At 66.2% G+C, this 13,903-nt stretch carries 14 protein-coding genes; 3 read left to right on the plus strand and 11 right to left on the minus strand.

Annotated elements, in window-relative coordinates; all coding sequences use genetic code 11:
* Positions 1-1,347 carry a nodulation protein NfeD gene (locus tag ACNFCH_RS15900; protein ID WP_337157610.1) on the minus strand — a complete coding sequence of 449 codons (1,347 nt, stop codon included), beginning with the start codon at positions 1,345-1,347 and terminating at the stop codon, positions 1-3.
* A gap of 95 nt (positions 1,348-1,442) precedes the next feature.
* On the opposite strand from ACNFCH_RS15900, the gene ACNFCH_RS15905 reads away from it, so the two are divergent.
* The 3 genes from ACNFCH_RS15905 to ACNFCH_RS15915 all read left to right on the plus strand — a co-directional run bounded on the left by ACNFCH_RS15905 (position 1,443) and on the right by ACNFCH_RS15915 (position 2,913).
* On the plus strand, positions 1,443-1,901 hold the full coding sequence (locus tag ACNFCH_RS15905) for an aminoacyl-tRNA deacylase (RefSeq protein WP_043208200.1): 459 nt from the start codon (positions 1,443-1,445) through the stop codon (positions 1,899-1,901).
* 60 nt (positions 1,902-1,961) lie between these two features.
* Positions 1,962-2,204 (plus strand): DUF2789 domain-containing protein, encoded by a 243-nt coding sequence (locus ACNFCH_RS15910; RefSeq protein ID WP_070094712.1) that lies wholly within the window; start codon positions 1,962-1,964, stop codon positions 2,202-2,204.
* A gap of 70 nt (positions 2,205-2,274) precedes the next feature.
* Complete coding sequence (locus tag ACNFCH_RS15915; protein WP_070094711.1) at positions 2,275-2,913, plus strand: NADH:ubiquinone oxidoreductase subunit N; 639 nt, start codon at positions 2,275-2,277, stop codon at positions 2,911-2,913.
* 120 nt (positions 2,914-3,033) lie between these two features.
* Here ACNFCH_RS15915 and ACNFCH_RS15920 read toward each other — a convergent pair whose 3' ends face one another.
* The 10 genes from ACNFCH_RS15920 to ACNFCH_RS15965 form a co-directional block, all read right to left on the minus strand.
* Positions 3,034-3,471 carry a CBS domain-containing protein gene (locus tag ACNFCH_RS15920; RefSeq protein ID WP_416743095.1) on the minus strand — a complete coding sequence of 146 codons (438 nt, stop codon included), beginning with the start codon at positions 3,469-3,471 and terminating at the stop codon, positions 3,034-3,036.
* A gap of 116 nt (positions 3,472-3,587) precedes the next feature.
* Complete coding sequence (locus ACNFCH_RS15925; protein WP_416743096.1) at positions 3,588-4,862, minus strand: VWA domain-containing protein; 1,275 nt, start codon at positions 4,860-4,862, stop codon at positions 3,588-3,590.
* Positions 4,863-4,870: 8 nt separating this feature from the next.
* Entirely contained in the window at positions 4,871-6,109 is a 1,239-nt protein-coding gene (locus ACNFCH_RS15930; RefSeq protein ID WP_337157607.1) for a VWA domain-containing protein, read from the minus strand.
* Between the two features lie 49 nt (positions 6,110-6,158).
* Positions 6,159-6,662: a hypothetical protein gene (locus tag ACNFCH_RS15935; protein ID WP_070090851.1), complete on the minus strand. Its 504-nt coding sequence runs from the start codon at positions 6,660-6,662 to the stop codon at positions 6,159-6,161.
* Between the two features lie 10 nt (positions 6,663-6,672).
* Positions 6,673-7,410: a hypothetical protein gene (locus ACNFCH_RS15940; RefSeq protein WP_372340657.1), complete on the minus strand. Its 738-nt coding sequence runs from the start codon at positions 7,408-7,410 to the stop codon at positions 6,673-6,675.
* Between the two features lie 26 nt (positions 7,411-7,436).
* A complete protein-coding gene (locus tag ACNFCH_RS15945; RefSeq protein WP_337157606.1) occupies positions 7,437-8,984 on the minus strand; it encodes a formylglycine-generating enzyme family protein in 1,548 nt (515 codons plus the stop codon).
* Complete coding sequence (locus ACNFCH_RS15950; RefSeq protein WP_337157605.1) at positions 8,974-10,197, minus strand: ABC transporter permease; 1,224 nt, start codon at positions 10,195-10,197, stop codon at positions 8,974-8,976. The genes ACNFCH_RS15945 and ACNFCH_RS15950 overlap by 11 nt, the downstream gene beginning before the upstream one ends.
* Positions 10,181-10,879 (minus strand): ABC transporter ATP-binding protein, encoded by a 699-nt coding sequence (locus tag ACNFCH_RS15955; protein ID WP_070090848.1) that lies wholly within the window; start codon positions 10,877-10,879, stop codon positions 10,181-10,183. The genes ACNFCH_RS15950 and ACNFCH_RS15955 overlap by 17 nt, the downstream gene beginning before the upstream one ends.
* 6 nt (positions 10,880-10,885) lie before the next feature.
* Entirely contained in the window at positions 10,886-12,844 is a 1,959-nt protein-coding gene (locus ACNFCH_RS15960) for a vWA domain-containing protein (RefSeq protein WP_337157604.1), read from the minus strand.
* Positions 12,841-13,899: a hypothetical protein gene (locus ACNFCH_RS15965; RefSeq protein ID WP_337157603.1), complete on the minus strand. Its 1,059-nt coding sequence runs from the start codon at positions 13,897-13,899 to the stop codon at positions 12,841-12,843. The genes ACNFCH_RS15960 and ACNFCH_RS15965 overlap by 4 nt, the downstream gene beginning before the upstream one ends.
* Positions 13,900-13,903 lie beyond the last annotated feature (4 nt).

Raw genomic sequence — 13,903 nt, forward strand, 5'->3', positions numbered from 1 at the left:
TCACTCTCCTTGCGCGGCGGGCGCGGTGGCACTGACCTCCAGCATCACGCCATGGCGGGCCGTCACGCGCACCTGTTGCCCAGGCTGCAACGGGGTCGCGCACTGGACTTGCCATTGTTCGCCCTGGGCCTGTACCGAGCCGCAGAACGGGTTGCCTGCCATCACCTGGGTCACCGTGACCAGGCTGCCTACCAGCCCCGCGTCGCCGCTGACCAGGGCCCGTCGTCGGGCCTTCAGGGCCATGCCCGCCACCCCGCCGAGCAGCAGCGCCGAGACCGCCGCCAAGGCGACGATCAGCGCCAGGGGGATGCCGAAACCGGGCGCGTCGGTGTCCATGAGGATGACCGCACCGACCACGAACGCGACGATGCCGCCAAAACCGACCACACCGAAGCTCGGCAGGAACGCCTCGGCGATCATGAACGCCACGCCCAGCAGAATCAGCGCCACGCCCGCATAGCTCACCGGCAGCAACTGCATGGCGTACAGGGCCAGTAGCAGGCAGATGCCGCCGATCACCCCGCCCACCCCTGAGCCAGGGCTCATGAATTCGAACAACAGGCCGTAGATACCGATCATGATCAAGATCAGCGCCACGCTCGGGTTGGTGATCACCGCCAGCAGGCGGGTGCGCCAATCGGGTAGGTGTTCGATGATCACGGCGCCGGCAGTTTGCAACTGACGCGGCTGGCCGGCGGCGACGAGGGTCTTGCCGTCGAGCTGATTCAGCAGTTGCGGCAGGTCGTTGGCCATCTGGTCGATGACGTTCAGGCGCAGCGCCTCGCTGGCCGACAGGCTCACGGCTTCGCGCACGGCCTTCTCCGCCCAGTCAGCGTTGCGCCCACGCAGTTGTGCCAGGCCACGGATGTAGGCTGCGGCATCGTTGACCTGTTTGCGCGCCAGAGGGTCGTCCGGTGACGGTTTGTCGGCGTCGGGCTTGCCCGGTGGGGCTGCACCGATCTGCACTGGCGTCGCGGCGCCCAGGTTGGTCCCTGGCGCCATGGCCGCCACGTGGCTTGCGTAGAGGATATAGGTGCCGGCGCTGGCGGCCCTGGCGCCGCTGGGGGCGACGAAGCTGGCCACGGGCACGGGGCTTGCGAGAATCGCCTTGATGATCTGGCGCATGGCGCTGTCCAGCCCGCCGGGGGTGTCCAGGCGAATCACCACCAGTTGCGCGTTCTGCGCCTGCGCCTGTTCCAGGCCGCGTATCACGTAATCGGCGCTGGCCGGGCCGATGGCGTCATCGACGTCCAGCAACCAGACGCTCGTGCCGGGCACCGCCAAGCCGCTCGGAACCATGCCGAGCACGAGCGTCAGCAGCAGCCAGCACCAGCCACGAGCGATCACCTGTCGTCACCTTGTCCGGGCCTGTCACTGAAGTTTAGTCGTGCCAGCCGGACCTCGGCCTAAACTTCCAGATGGGGGTAAACCGGAGGTGCATCATGCGTATGGCCAAAACCCTGCAGCAGCGCCTGGACAAGGCGAACTGCGACTACGACATCATTCCCCATCCTCACTCGGCCACGAGCCTGGAGTCGGCGCGCACGGCCGGCGTACCCGCCGAGCGGGTCGCCAAGTCGGTGATGCTCGATGATCGGCATGGCAACTACATCATGGCCGTGCTACCGGCCAACCGCCATCTGGACATGAGCAAAGTGCGCATGTCCGGCGCCTGGCAACTGACCCGTGAAAGCGGCCTGCCGAGCCTGTTCGGCGACTGCGAGCGCGGCGCCGTGCCGGCACTGGGCGATGCCTATGACATAAAAATGCTGCTCGACCCGAGCCTTACCCGCCAGGGCGATGTCTACCTGGAGGCGGGGGATCACGATCACCTGATCCACATGAGCATGGAGCAATACCTGAAGCTGGTTCCGCGCGCCGAAGTGCGCGAACTGTGCTGATGACCATCAACCCACTGCCGGGCTGGCGTCGTGGACGGCCGCCCGGCTCGAGGAGGCACCATGGAAGCACCGAACCATCCGTTCGCCGAACTGTTCAAGCAGCTGGGGCTGGCGGACGATGCCGAGAGCATCGACAAGTTCATCACCACCCATTCACCGCTCAAGAACGAGATCAAGCTGGTGGATGCGCCGTTCTGGAGCGAGGCCCAGCGGGCCTTTCTCAAGGAGAGCGTGATAGAGGACGCCGATTGGGCCGTGCCGTTCGATCAACTCAACGAGGCCTTGCGTCGCCCCCGCAAATAAAGCGCCGAGTGGCACCTGATGGGTGAATTGGCCGTTGCTATGCTCAGGTAAAACAACAGGGGATAGCGCGATGAAAGATCCCTACGCATCAGGTTTCTGGTGCTCCGTGACGATCCTGGGCACGCTGACGGCCGGTTATTTCTACGGCATCCGCCATGTCCACTCCATGGACCATGCGCTGCAGTTCATGTATGCCGCCGCCGCCATCACGGCGGCGGTGGCGCTCTGCGCGCTGGCCTGGATCGCCTGGCAGCAGTTGCGCCTGAACAAGCGCGAGGTGATCCAGGGCCATACGCTGGTGACCATCTGGAACACCAAGGTCGCCCTGCGACGGGTAGAGACGGTATTCGATCGCTATTTCTGGGGAAGCTACTGGCATTCCGGGCGGACCTTCGAGGAGGTCATGGGTGAGCTCAAGGGCACGCCACTGGAGCAGAGCCTGGACGCGCTCAAGCGTCAGTGCCGGGAGCTGGACCGCGAGATCCGTGACCACCAGCACCGCTGGCTGGCCAATGCCCGCGACCTTTCCAGCGTGGCCACGGCCATGGCGCGCGAGCGCTATCAGCTGGACCTGTGCGACCCCCAGGGCCGCGATGGCGGCAACACCGCGGTGCTCAATCGCGACCTCGAGGTGCTGGTGTATACCTGGTCAGCGCGCCTGCGCAGCTTCGACCACCAGTTGGACGAACTGGAGCGCGCTTACCACTAGGTGCATGGGGCCGCTGCGTGGCCTATTCGCGGGTGAACCCGCTCCCACAGGGAGTGCGCAAGTCTTGAGCGGCGCAATCCTGGGCGAAGCCTGCGAGGGGCTGCAAAGCAGCCCCAAACATCAATCGCCGCGGATGTACTGTTCCAGCTGCGCGATCAGGTTGGCCTGTTCGGCAATGGTTTCCTTGACCAGGTCGCCGATCGACAGCAGGCCGAGCAGCTCGCCGTCGCTGACCACCGGCAGGTGGCGCAGGTGTCGGTTGGTCATCAGGTTCATGCAGTACTCAAGGTTCTGCTTGGGCTCGACCGTGACGACCGGCGCACTCATGATCTCGCGTACCGGCGTTGCCGCCGAAGAGCGCCCCTTGAGCACCAGCTTGCGGGCGTAGTCGCGCTCGCTGACGATGCCCACCACCTGGTTGTCCTCGACCACTGGCAGGGCGCCGATGTTCTTTTCAGCCAGCAGCTTCAGGGCGTCGAGCACCGAGTCGTCAGGGCCGATGGTGTAGACGGTCTGATGTTGGGACTTGGTCTTGAGCAGTTGTTCGACGTTCTTCATACAGGCCTCTGCTGGGTGGAAAAACCGATGTGTCGGTGTAAATAAAGCATCCGGCACGCCAGCCTGCACGGCAATGCAGGAAGCGGCATCGAGCCGATTGAAAAACGTCATGGGTGTCAGGAACAGCCTCCCGCGCTCACCTCCTGGCTGGCCTGTTTGAGCGCCTCGGCCACCGCCGCGGCGTCATTGGCGGTGTAGACGCGCCCGCCGGTGTTGCTGGCCGCGCAGTTGGAGCCTGTGGCGGCACTGATATTGACCACATTGATACGCAGGCGCGGTTGGCGTTGGGCGATCTGTTCGGACACCTCGCACACGCTGGTGCCGCAACTGTCGCGACCGTCCACGAACATGACGATCACGCCATCCCGGTCACGGCCGTTCATCGTCAAGGCCGCAGCGCCCAGGCTGTCACCTAGTGCGGTGCCGCCCCGGGCCTTGAGGGCCGCGACCTTATCGAGCAGTCCTGCGCGTTGGCGCTGGTCGAATACGCCATGGTCAAGCGGTCGGCCACAACCCTCGAAGGTCACCAGACGCATGGCCACCCCATCGTCCAGGTTCTCGATCACCGAGGTCAGCGAGGTTTTCGCTACATCCATGCGGGTGACGCGCTTGGGCCCGCTGCTAGGCAGCAGTTCTTCGACGATCGGGATCTTCGCCAGCAGGGTCATGTACCACGGGTCATCTTCGCGTTTGACGCGGATGCGGGTGTCCATGGAGCCTGAGGTGTCCAACACCACGGCGAACTCGGACGGCTCGAAGGTACTGCCCGGCGTGCAGGTCTGCGTCGCCTGGCGGTAGTCCTGCCAGCGCTGATAGAGCGCCGGCCAACTGAGGTAGAGGCCATAGAGCAGGGCCAGCAGCAGACCGAGCAGCAGCCAGGGCCATAGCCGCAGGCGCCTGCGCTCCACGGCGACCGCCGTGGCCACCGGCGCCGGGGTGGGCCTGGCCAGCGGTGGCTCGGGTATGGGGAGTGGCACAGGCGGTGGTGGCGAGGCCACAGGCGGCAGTTGCCCCCAGCGAATTACCAGCGGCTCGTCGTTGATGCTGTACAGATTGTTCAGGTCAGGTGGGCCGATCAGCGTGCGCAGCGCCGTCGATGCGCTGGCCTGGCCGCGTCGCTCAAGCTCCTGGGCCAGTTGCTCGACGGCGGCCTGCCGTTGATCGTAGCGTTCGAGCAGCGCCGCTTGCCGGTCGCGGTCGAGGGTGGCGAACAGATGGGGCTGTCCGGCAAGTTCCGACCACCACTCCAGTACGCCATCGCGGCCTTGCCTGGGAATGGCGTACAGGTGCGCGATGCTCGGCGGAAAGTGTTGGCGAATCAGCGCCACCGTCTGTTCCAGGGCGGTGGCGGCGCTTTGGCTGGCGTGGGTGTCGCGTAGTACCCGTTGCATGGCGCGTCCTAATCACAATTGGCCGAGCTGGAGACTTCCTGGCTGGCCTGCTTGAGCGCGGCCGCCATCTGCGAGGCATTGTCGGCGGAATAGACCCGGCCGCCGGTGCTCTCGGCGATGCAGTTGGCTTGGCTGTTGTTGCTGATGTTGATCAGGTTGACTCGCAGCCGGGGTTGCTCGCGGGCGATCCGCTCGGCCACCGCGCAGGCGTTCTGCCCGCAGCCGTCCGGGCCATCGACGAACATCACGATCATGCCGTCACGGGTGCGTCCGTCCATGGCCCGGGCCGCCACATCGAGGCTGGCGCTGAGTGCGGTGCCATCGTTGGGCTCCAGGGCTTGGATGCCCTGGATCAGCGCCGGACGCTGGGCAGGAGTGAACACACCATGGTCCAGGGGCGCGCGACAGCCATCGAAGGTCACCACGCGCATGTCGATGGCCGGATGCAGGTCTTCGATCAGGTGCGTCAGGCTGGTCTTGGCGACGTCCATGCGCACCGGCGCGCGGGTGATCTGCGCCAAGCGCTGCGGGTCGGTGGCCTGATCGTTGATGTACTGGAAGAACCACTGTTCGTCTTCGGCGGTGGCTTCGACGCTCAGGCGCATCGAGCCTGAGGTATCGAGTACCACGGCGAATTCCGGCGGCTGCACTTGGGCGTCCTTGACACAGGCATAGGGTTGCGTGGGTCGGGTGTCCAGCCAGCGTTGCAGGTAGGGCCAGCCGAACCACAGGGCCAAGGCCAGGAGCAGCAGGCCGAGCAGCGGCAGCAGGAACCACGGCAGCCAGATCCAGCGGCGGCGCACCGGCACTGGCGTCGGTGGCGGCGGCGGGGGGACGGGCGCAGCGGCGGGAGGGGGAACCGGCTGGCCCCAACGGACCACCAGCGGGTAGCCATTGACGCTGTAGAGGTTGTCCAGGTTCGGGGGGCCGATCAGGCGTTGCAGAACCTTGGCCTCTTCCTGCTGGCCGCGCCCCTGCAGTTCGCCGATCAACTGGCGCACGGCGTCCTGGCGCTGTTCGTACAGCGCCAGCAAGGCGCTTTGCTGCTCGGCACCGAGCTCATGGAAGCGGCGCGGCTGCCCTTCGAGCTCCGACCACCACTCACGCACGCCGTCCTGGCCGGTACGCGGTGTCGCGAACAGGTGTGCGATGCTCGGGGGGAAATGCCTGACGATGATCGCCATGGCCTGTTCCAACGGCTTCGGGTCATCCTGGGCCGGGCTGGTGTCACGGGTGACCCGCTGCATGTCGGTATCCTGAAAAAAGAGCCGGCAGCCGAAGCTGCCGGAGAGGGACTTACTCGTAACCCAGGCTCAGTTGCAGGCGGCTGACCTGCTGCTGCAGCGCCTTGAGCTCCTGCTTGCGGGCTTCGACCTGGGCACTGCTGGCATTGCTCGCAGGCGCCACCTGGCTGGCCTTGAGGCGTTGCTCGAGCCCGGCGATCTGTTGTTGCACGTCGGCCTTGTTGGCGTGGCGCTTCTTGAGCGTGGCGAGCAGGCCGTTGAGCGACTGCTCAAGGCTTGCCTGCTGGCGGCGTTGGGTTTGCAGGTCCTGGCGAGTGGACGCCTGGAGGGCGCTGAGCTCGTCATACACTTGGTTGAACTGGCGGTTCTGCTCCTGGGCCGCGCGCAGGTCCTGCTCGCTGCTGCGCACCTCGTCGGCGTAGCCGCCACCGTAGTCGCAGTTGAGCTTGCCGATCAGGCTGGCGCTGCTGTCGGAGGCCTTGCATTGGGAGGCGGTGGTGGCGCAGCCGGTCAGGCCGGCGAGCAGCAGCAGGCACAGGCAGTGACGTACGAACATGTGCCGATCCTCAACCCAGGGTGATGGCCGAACGCTGGTTGTAGAGGCCATCGACCTCCTGTTGCAGCGAGGCGACCTTGGCGTTCATCTTGGCGATCTCCGCCTCGACCTTCTGCACTTCCTCAGGGTTGGCGCCGCTCTGGCGTTCGAGCTGGGCCACTTTTTCGAACTCGCTGACGGTCGCCTTCATGTTGGTCACGTCCTTGCGCATCCGGGTGATGTTCTGGTCGATGTTGGCGATGTCCTGCTGGGCCTTGGCCTTGTTGACGGTCTTGCTCTGGATGTCCTTCTGGATGGCCGCGATCTGTTCTTTGTCATCGGCGATGACCCGTTGCAGGGTGTTGGTGCGCTCGGCGACCTGGGCGGTCTTGTTCTGCACGTCGGTGGTCATGACGTTCAGGCGCTGGGTGGTGTCGGCGTACTGGCTGCGGCGTTGGTCCAGGTAGTAGTTGGCGCCCATGGCCACGCCGCACGCGGCAAGGCCAGCGACCACGGCGCAAGCGGCCTTGTTGCCGGAGTTGGACAGGGCGCAGGCCAGCACACCGGCACCGGCAGCCACGGCGCAGGCCTGGTAGCCGGAGGTGCTGAAGAACTTGGCGTCGTTGCCTGCGGTCAGGCGTGGGTCGGTGGTGCCGCCATTACCGCCGAGCATGGAGCTGCCGGTGCTGGCGCAACCGGTCAGGACAAGGGTGGCGGCCATCACCAGGCTGATCCACTGGCTGATTCTTCCAGGTTTGCTGTGCTTCACGGTTTCGATTCCTTGCGGTGTTGTTGTCAGTGCGCCACGGCTTTGCAGCTGTCGAGCCATGCCGTGGTGTCGATTTTCTGGGTCTTGAGGAACGACTGCTGGTTGGCCCAATGGGTACGCAGGTAGGGGGTCAGCTCCTTGAGGTTCTTGTTGGCCGTCAGCACCCCTTCGAGCACCGGGACCTGCGCCTGCAGCAGGTCCTGGCCATACAGCGAGCCGGACTCGACCAGCGAGCTGGCGTAGTAGCGGCTGAGCTTGTGCAGGCGCGCGCTCTGTTCGTCGAGCTTGGTCTTGCGCATGCCGCAGGTGGGGTCTTCCTCGCCGGTCTTGCAGTTGCTGGCGTAGTTCTTCTGCAGGAAGTCCAGGTACTGGCCATCGTCGAGCATCTTGGTGCAGAGGAAGGCGCCCAGGTTGAGGCTGGCGCGGATCGCCTGGTCGCGGGCTTCCTGCTGTTGCTGGTTGCTGGCGCGCAGCTGGTTCTCGACGCTTTTGAGCTGGTTCTTGAGCGCCTGGTCCTCGACGCCGGAGGCCAACTCCTCGAGGGCCTTGACCGTGCCTTTGTCCTTGCTCTGGGGCGCCGGCTGGTCGTTACCCAGGGAAGCCCAGCTCTTTTCGATGTTCTTGACCCGGTCACGCGAGGTCAGGGTGGGCGAGACCAGGGCCAGGCGCAGGCCGTTGGTCTTCTTGGCCACTGGGCCTTCGGCGTTGTAGTAAGGCTCTTCCTGGCGCAGGGCGGTGCGCAGTTCACCCTCACTGGTCAGGTAGTTGCCGCCGCGGACCACGAAACCACCGGCCTGGCCGTGCTGGCGGTCGAGCTTGTTCAGGCGGAAGGGCTCGAACATCATCTCGCTGGCGTTGCCAAGCATGTCGTGCAGGCCCAGGGGGTTGGGTTTGAGCAGGCCGCTCAGTTGCAGTTGGCCGTTGGCCGATTGCGCGCCGGCGAACCATTCGTAGGCGTTCAGGCCTTCGGCCATGGGGTAGCGATTGTCGCGAAACTCGGCCGTGCTGACCTGCAACCCACCACGGGCGGCGAACTCCCACTCGACCTCGGTGGGCAGGCGCAGGAAGCCCAGCGCGCCATCTTCGCGGGGCAGCTTGTCGGCGGCATTGGCTCGCAGCCAGCGGTTGTACTTGTCGGCGGCCTGCAGGGCATCGAGCCAACTGACCGAAACGATCGGCAGGCGCTGCTTGTTCGAAGGCGTCGGGCAGGTTTCGTCCATCAGGGCGCGGTACTGCAGCTGGGTCATCTCGTACTTGGCCAGCAGGTAGTAGCGCGACTTCTCGCCCTTGGCACTGGTGAAGCTGCCGGCGATGAACGCAGGGCGGGTCTGTTCCACGTAACCCCATTCGGCGCTGTCCTGACCGATGTTGATCGGGTAGTCGTCCAGCGGCCCGGCCACTGGGATCAGCACCTTGCGAAACACCATGGCGCCGTCGCAGGGCATGGGCAGGACCACGTCGTCGGCCTCGGCCATGGGGTTGTAGAACTTCTCGTCCCAGGTTGCCGCAGACGCTTGCAGCAGGAAGCCGAGACCCAGTGGCGCCAGGAGCAGGCGGCAGGCTTTAGAGTTCACGCAGACTCTCCGCAGGTTGAATCCGTATCGCCCGCAGGGCGCCGATCAAGGCGACCAGGCCGGCGACCAGGAAGGCGAGCAGCAAGGCCACCAGGCCGTGCCAGACAGTGATGTGACAAATGAAGGCGCCAGTGGCCTGGCTGGTGCGCAGCAACTGGTCGAACAGCAGGCTGCCCAAGTAGTAGCAGCCCAGCCCGCCCAGGTAGCCGACCAGGCTCAGCACCAGCGCTTGCAGCACGACATAACCGGCCACGGCGGTGCTGCCGAAGCCCAGCAGCCGCAGCACCGCCAGGTGGCGGCGCTTGCGGTCGATGTTGGCCAGGAAGGCGCCGACCAGCGAGGCGATGCAGCCGACCAGCGCCGCGCCAGCGATGACGCCGAAAATCAGCCCCAGCACATGGTTGATGGCCCGCACGCTTTCGATCTCTGCCAGACGGCTGGCGGTTTCGATGCGTTGCTCGTTCAGCCAGCGCTCCAGCGGGGCGACACTGTCGATGTCCCTGGCATAGACCCGGGCGCGGGCGTAACCGACCTTGACGCCCTCCAGCGCTTGCCCGGTCATGGCCCCCAGCGTCGCCACCTGGTAGCCATCGCGGTAGTGCTCCAGCTCCAGCAGGATCTGCGGGCTGACGAATGCCGCCGGGCGGGCGAAGCGCACGTTGTCGACGATGGCCTGCACCTGCAGGGTGCGTTCGCCGCGTTCGTTGACCTCATCCAGGCGCCGGGCCACGCGCAGGCGGACCGTGCCGCCGACCTTGGCGTCCAGGCGTTGCGCGGCGCGCTCGCTGAGGATTACCTGATCGCCCTGCAAGGCGCTCAGGGCGGTGGCCAGCAGCGGGTCGCCAGCAGCGGTAGGGATGACCTCGACGTTGTCGGCGAAGCGGCCATGTTCGCCGAGCAGGTCGGCCTGAGTGTTGAGCGAGCGGGTCTGGCCGATGGCGAAGCCTACGTCGTGGCGCTGCTGCAGGCGCGCGAGCCAGGCCTGGTCGTAGTGACCGCTGCTGAGCATCTTCACTTCGAGGTTGCGCGGGTCGCGCAGCAACTCGTCCTGCAACTGGCTGACCACCCCGTGTTTGAGGCCGAACAGCAGCAGCAGCGGGGCGATCACCGCCACCAGCGAGGCGGCCATGCACAATGAGACGTTGCGGTCGTGCCAGAGGTCGGCCAGGGTCAGGCGCACCAGCAGGCCAAGGCGCTTATGCCATGGGTTCAAAGCGCGTCTCCCCTTCGCCATTGATCGCGCCCAGGCGTTGCAGGCCGAAGCGCTCGACCAGTGCCCAGTCGTGGGACACCACCAAGGCGGCGATACCCAGCTCGGCCACCAGGTTCAGCAGCAGCTCGAACAGGCGCTGGGCGTTGTGCGGATCGAGCGCCGCGGTGGGTTCGTCGGCCAGCAATACGCGCGGCTCATGGGCAATCGCTCGGACACAGGCCACCCGTTGGCGCTCGCCGATGGACAAGGCCTGGGGCAGTTTGCCCAGCAAGGGTTCAAGGCGCAGGGCGGCGATGGCTTTGTCCACCGCAGCGCTGTGGGCAGTAAGGCCCAGCAGGCGGCGGGGCAGGAGGATGTTCTCGCGCACGCTCAGAAACGGCAGCAGTCCGCCGTTCTGCAGGACGAACCCCAGCGCCCGTGAACGCAGCGCGGCCAGCGCCGGCTCCCGGCCTTCGGCCAGCAGCCGGGCGACGTCCTGGCGTTGTGGTCCCAGCTGGTAGTGCGCCAGTCGCTCAGGCTTGAGCAGCAGGCCGATGGCTTCGAGCAGGGTGCTCTTGCCGCAGCCGCTCTCGCCGGTGATCGCGCGCACTTCGCCGGGGCGCAGATGCAGTTCGTCCAGGCGCACCCGGTGCGCTTGTGGTCCGTCGCCACGGACCACGCTCAGTCCCTTGATGTCGAGCATGGGAGGTCAGGGCATCATTTCCAGTGGTACCGGGTAGACGTTGTCGCGGCTGTCGGCGCCTGGCGCCAGGGCCACCCAACGGTCCACGTCGGCGTTGTAGCGCTGGTAGTGGCGCAGCTTGGTGCTCAGGTTGCGGATGAATTTTTCCTGGGCCAGGCCGTCCCAGCCTTTCCAGGTTTCTTCGTCCAGGTTGAGCACTTCGCTCTGGTAGGGCAGGTCCTGCAGGTACTCGCCGAGTACGCCCAGGTCGGCCACGCGGGTGGTCGAGCCTTGCTTGAGCTGGTTCGGGTCGGCGCCCATGGTCGCGGCCACCGAGCGCAGCCGGGCGAACATGTCGCTGGGCGAAATCATGCCTTCGTTGGCAGCGTCCAGGATCTGCTTGAGCACATCGCTCAGGTCACTGAGTTGTGCCTTGGTCAGCAGCACCCGCACGTCGGTGGTCGGCACGTTCTGCTTGATCAGGTCGCGGTCGCTGATCCAGGCCTCGAACACGGGCGGTGCCTGGGTCCCGGTGGTCTTGCCCAGGTAGGCCAGCTGCATGGCGTGGCCGATCAGCGCGGCGTCTTCGAGCATCTTCTTGTCGGCCGGGTCGGCCTTGGCGTTGGTCGCGCTGCCGATGGCATCCTCGCCCAGGTAGGCCGATTTGACCTGCTGGGTGATGGCCGCGGCCAGGCTGTCGACCTTGCGGCCGAAGGCTTCCACGTCGCCGGCATTGACCGGGTAGTACAACGAGGTGTTGGTGCCGGGGTAGTTCGACAGGGTGCGGTACTGGGCTTCGGCGGCACTGTGGTTCTTGGCGCCGCTCGGGGTCTTCAGGTGCAGGGTGTAGAGCGCGACGCCGGGGTTGCTCGCCTCGATCTTCACCTGCTCGGCTCCCAGGCCGGTGCTCGACAGCTTGTCGCCGCCATCGATGGCGCCGGCGTCGGTGATCAGCACCACGTAGCGGGCACCGAACTGGCTCCAGTCGACTTTGTCCACGGCATGCATGACACCGGCATAGGCGTCTTCGTCGAAGGCGCTGCTGGAGACCTTCGCCTGCTTGAGGTCGGCGACCTTGGACAGGAAGTCGGCGCCATCCTTCACGGTGTTGGGGTCGGCGTACATCTTGCTGACGTACTCAAGGCCTGGCACCGCCTTGGTGCTGGAGCGGTAGGCGACCAGGCCGAACTTGACCTGCTGACCGAGGTTTTCCTTTTCGATCTGCGCGTAGACACGTTTGATCGCCTCGCGGGTGCGGTCGATGTACGGGTCCATGGAGATGGTCGAGTCGATGACGAACACCACCGCCGCGCTGAAGGCCTTGAGCTGGGTCTTGGTCGCCGGGCTGGCCGCAGCGGCACTTGGGGCCTGCGTGCCCTGGCCTTGAGCCTTGCTCACCGAGGCCACGTTGAGGATGCGGGTACGGAAACCTTCCTCGGTCATCACCTCTTCGCCACTGAGCACGGGCAGCAGGTAGAAGTTCTTCTGCATGTCGACGAAGAACTCTGGCTCCTGAGCCAGCACGCCGGGGGCTTCGGTGTTGTGCTTGAGCTTGGCGCGTATCGGGGCGACCTGGCTGACCGGGTCCGGGGCGTCGAGGATGCCTTCGAGCTGGTTGCGCTCCTTGAAGAACAGCAGACGGTCGCGGTTGGCCGGGTTGGTGAAGGCCAGGGTCAACTGCATCTTCCAGGCGACAGTGCAGTCGCCTGGCAGCCAGCCGATGCTCTTGCCTTGGGTGTCGGGACCGACCCGCAGCCATTCATGGCCGTCGGCCTGGGCGCGCTCGTAGACGTAGAAGCGGCTGAAGGCCGGCTGCGCGGCCCCGGGCGCCGCGCCGGCGGCGTCGCTGAGCTTGCAGCCCGGCGTGGTCAGCACGCGCTGGAACAGGGTCTTCTTGCCCTCCTGCAGCAGCGGTTTGTCCGCCGCCTGCAGGGCTGGGCTCAGGCTCAGGGCCAGCAGTGCGGCGCCGAGGCCGCGCAGGCTCATGGCTTGAGCTCCTCGAAGCGCGCCTTGGCTTCGGCGTTGTTCTCATCGAAACCGAGGATGGTTTCGTACCAGTAGGCGGCGGTGGCGTTGTCCGGTGCCTTGAAGCACTCGCTGGCCTGGTGGTACTTGGGGTCGTACTCATGGGCATAGGCCATGGCGATCTGCACGTCACCGCCTTGGGCGCGGTTGGCATACAGGCGCTGGGCCACGCCGCAGTGATTGTTGGCCTTGGCGGTGTTGATCACCTCAAGCAGCTTGGCGCTGTCCGGCGCCTGCTGGATGCAGCTCTGCACGAAGGCCAGCTCGGCCTGGCCCTGCATGCTTTCCAGGGTGCAGGGGGCGGCAGCGGCGCTGGCCGGCTGCGCAACCGGTGCCGCCGGTTGCTCGGCCGCAGGCGGCTCGACGGGGGCTGGTTGAGGGCGCTGGGTGAACCACCACCAGGCCGCGACGGCCGCCGCGGCGATCAGGAGCAACAGGATCAGCGGCAGCAGCCAGCGGTTTCCCGATTTGGCCGGCGCGGGTGGAGCCGATGGCGCGGGTGGCACGGCTGCGACGGGCTCAGGCTGGACCTGCGGTTCAATGACAGCTGAGACGACGGGCTCGGGTTCCGGGGCCACGACCGGTTCAGGGGCGGGCGGCGCGACAGGCATGGCGGCTTCTGGCTCCGGCGCTGCGGGCATCGCTGGGCCGAGGTCCGCCGAGGCGACCAGCGTCGGGCTCAGGCGGACCATGTGCATGGCGCTTTCGCCGGTGGCGGGGTTGCTCACCTCGATGCGGAACGCCGACGTGCCGCTGGCCTGTAGCAGCGGGTTGACCAGGTTGGGGCCGATACGGGTCTCGATCGCGCTGCCGCCTTCGACGGCCGTCATGCCCTCCAGACGGAACCAGTGGGCGACATTGCTCCAGCGCCCGCCTTCATGCAGGAAGTCCTGGGTCTGGTTGCTTTGCAGGGAGCATTGCAGGCCCTCGCTGGAGCCCTCCCAGCCGGCGATCCGCAGCATGCCGTGGCCCGGCGTGTTCACGTCCAGCGGCAGCACATCAACTCTGATACCCATTGCA

This window comes from Pseudomonas sp. NY15354 (genome assembly GCF_048068075.1).
Lineage (GTDB): Bacteria > Pseudomonadota > Gammaproteobacteria > Pseudomonadales > Pseudomonadaceae > Aquipseudomonas > Aquipseudomonas guariconensis_C.

Excerpts from the sequence above, each read along its gene's own strand:
- ACNFCH_RS15920 (WP_416743095.1), bottom strand. The coding sequence starts at position 3,471 with ATGAAGAACGTCGAACAACTGCTCAAGACCAAGTCCCAACATCAGACC.
- ACNFCH_RS15910 (WP_070094712.1), top strand. The coding sequence starts at position 1,962 with ATGGAAGCACCGAACCATCCGTTCGCCGAACTGTTCAAGCAGCTGGGG.
- ACNFCH_RS15965 (WP_337157603.1), bottom strand. The coding sequence starts at position 13,899 with ATGGGTATCAGAGTTGATGTGCTGCCGCTGGACGTGAACACGCCGGGC.
- ACNFCH_RS15930 (WP_337157607.1), bottom strand. The coding sequence starts at position 6,109 with ATGCAGCGGGTCACCCGTGACACCAGCCCGGCCCAGGATGACCCGAAG.
- ACNFCH_RS15905 (WP_043208200.1), top strand. The coding sequence starts at position 1,443 with ATGCGTATGGCCAAAACCCTGCAGCAGCGCCTGGACAAGGCGAACTGC.
- ACNFCH_RS15925 (WP_416743096.1), bottom strand. The coding sequence starts at position 4,862 with ATGCAACGGGTACTACGCGACACCCACGCCAGCCAAAGCGCCGCCACC.
- ACNFCH_RS15955 (WP_070090848.1), bottom strand. The coding sequence starts at position 10,879 with ATGCTCGACATCAAGGGACTGAGCGTGGTCCGTGGCGACGGACCACAA.
- ACNFCH_RS15960 (WP_337157604.1), bottom strand. The coding sequence starts at position 12,844 with ATGAGCCTGCGCGGCCTCGGCGCCGCACTGCTGGCCCTGAGCCTGAGC.
- ACNFCH_RS15915 (WP_070094711.1), top strand. The coding sequence starts at position 2,275 with ATGAAAGATCCCTACGCATCAGGTTTCTGGTGCTCCGTGACGATCCTG.
- ACNFCH_RS15935 (WP_070090851.1), bottom strand. The coding sequence starts at position 6,662 with ATGTTCGTACGTCACTGCCTGTGCCTGCTGCTGCTCGCCGGCCTGACC.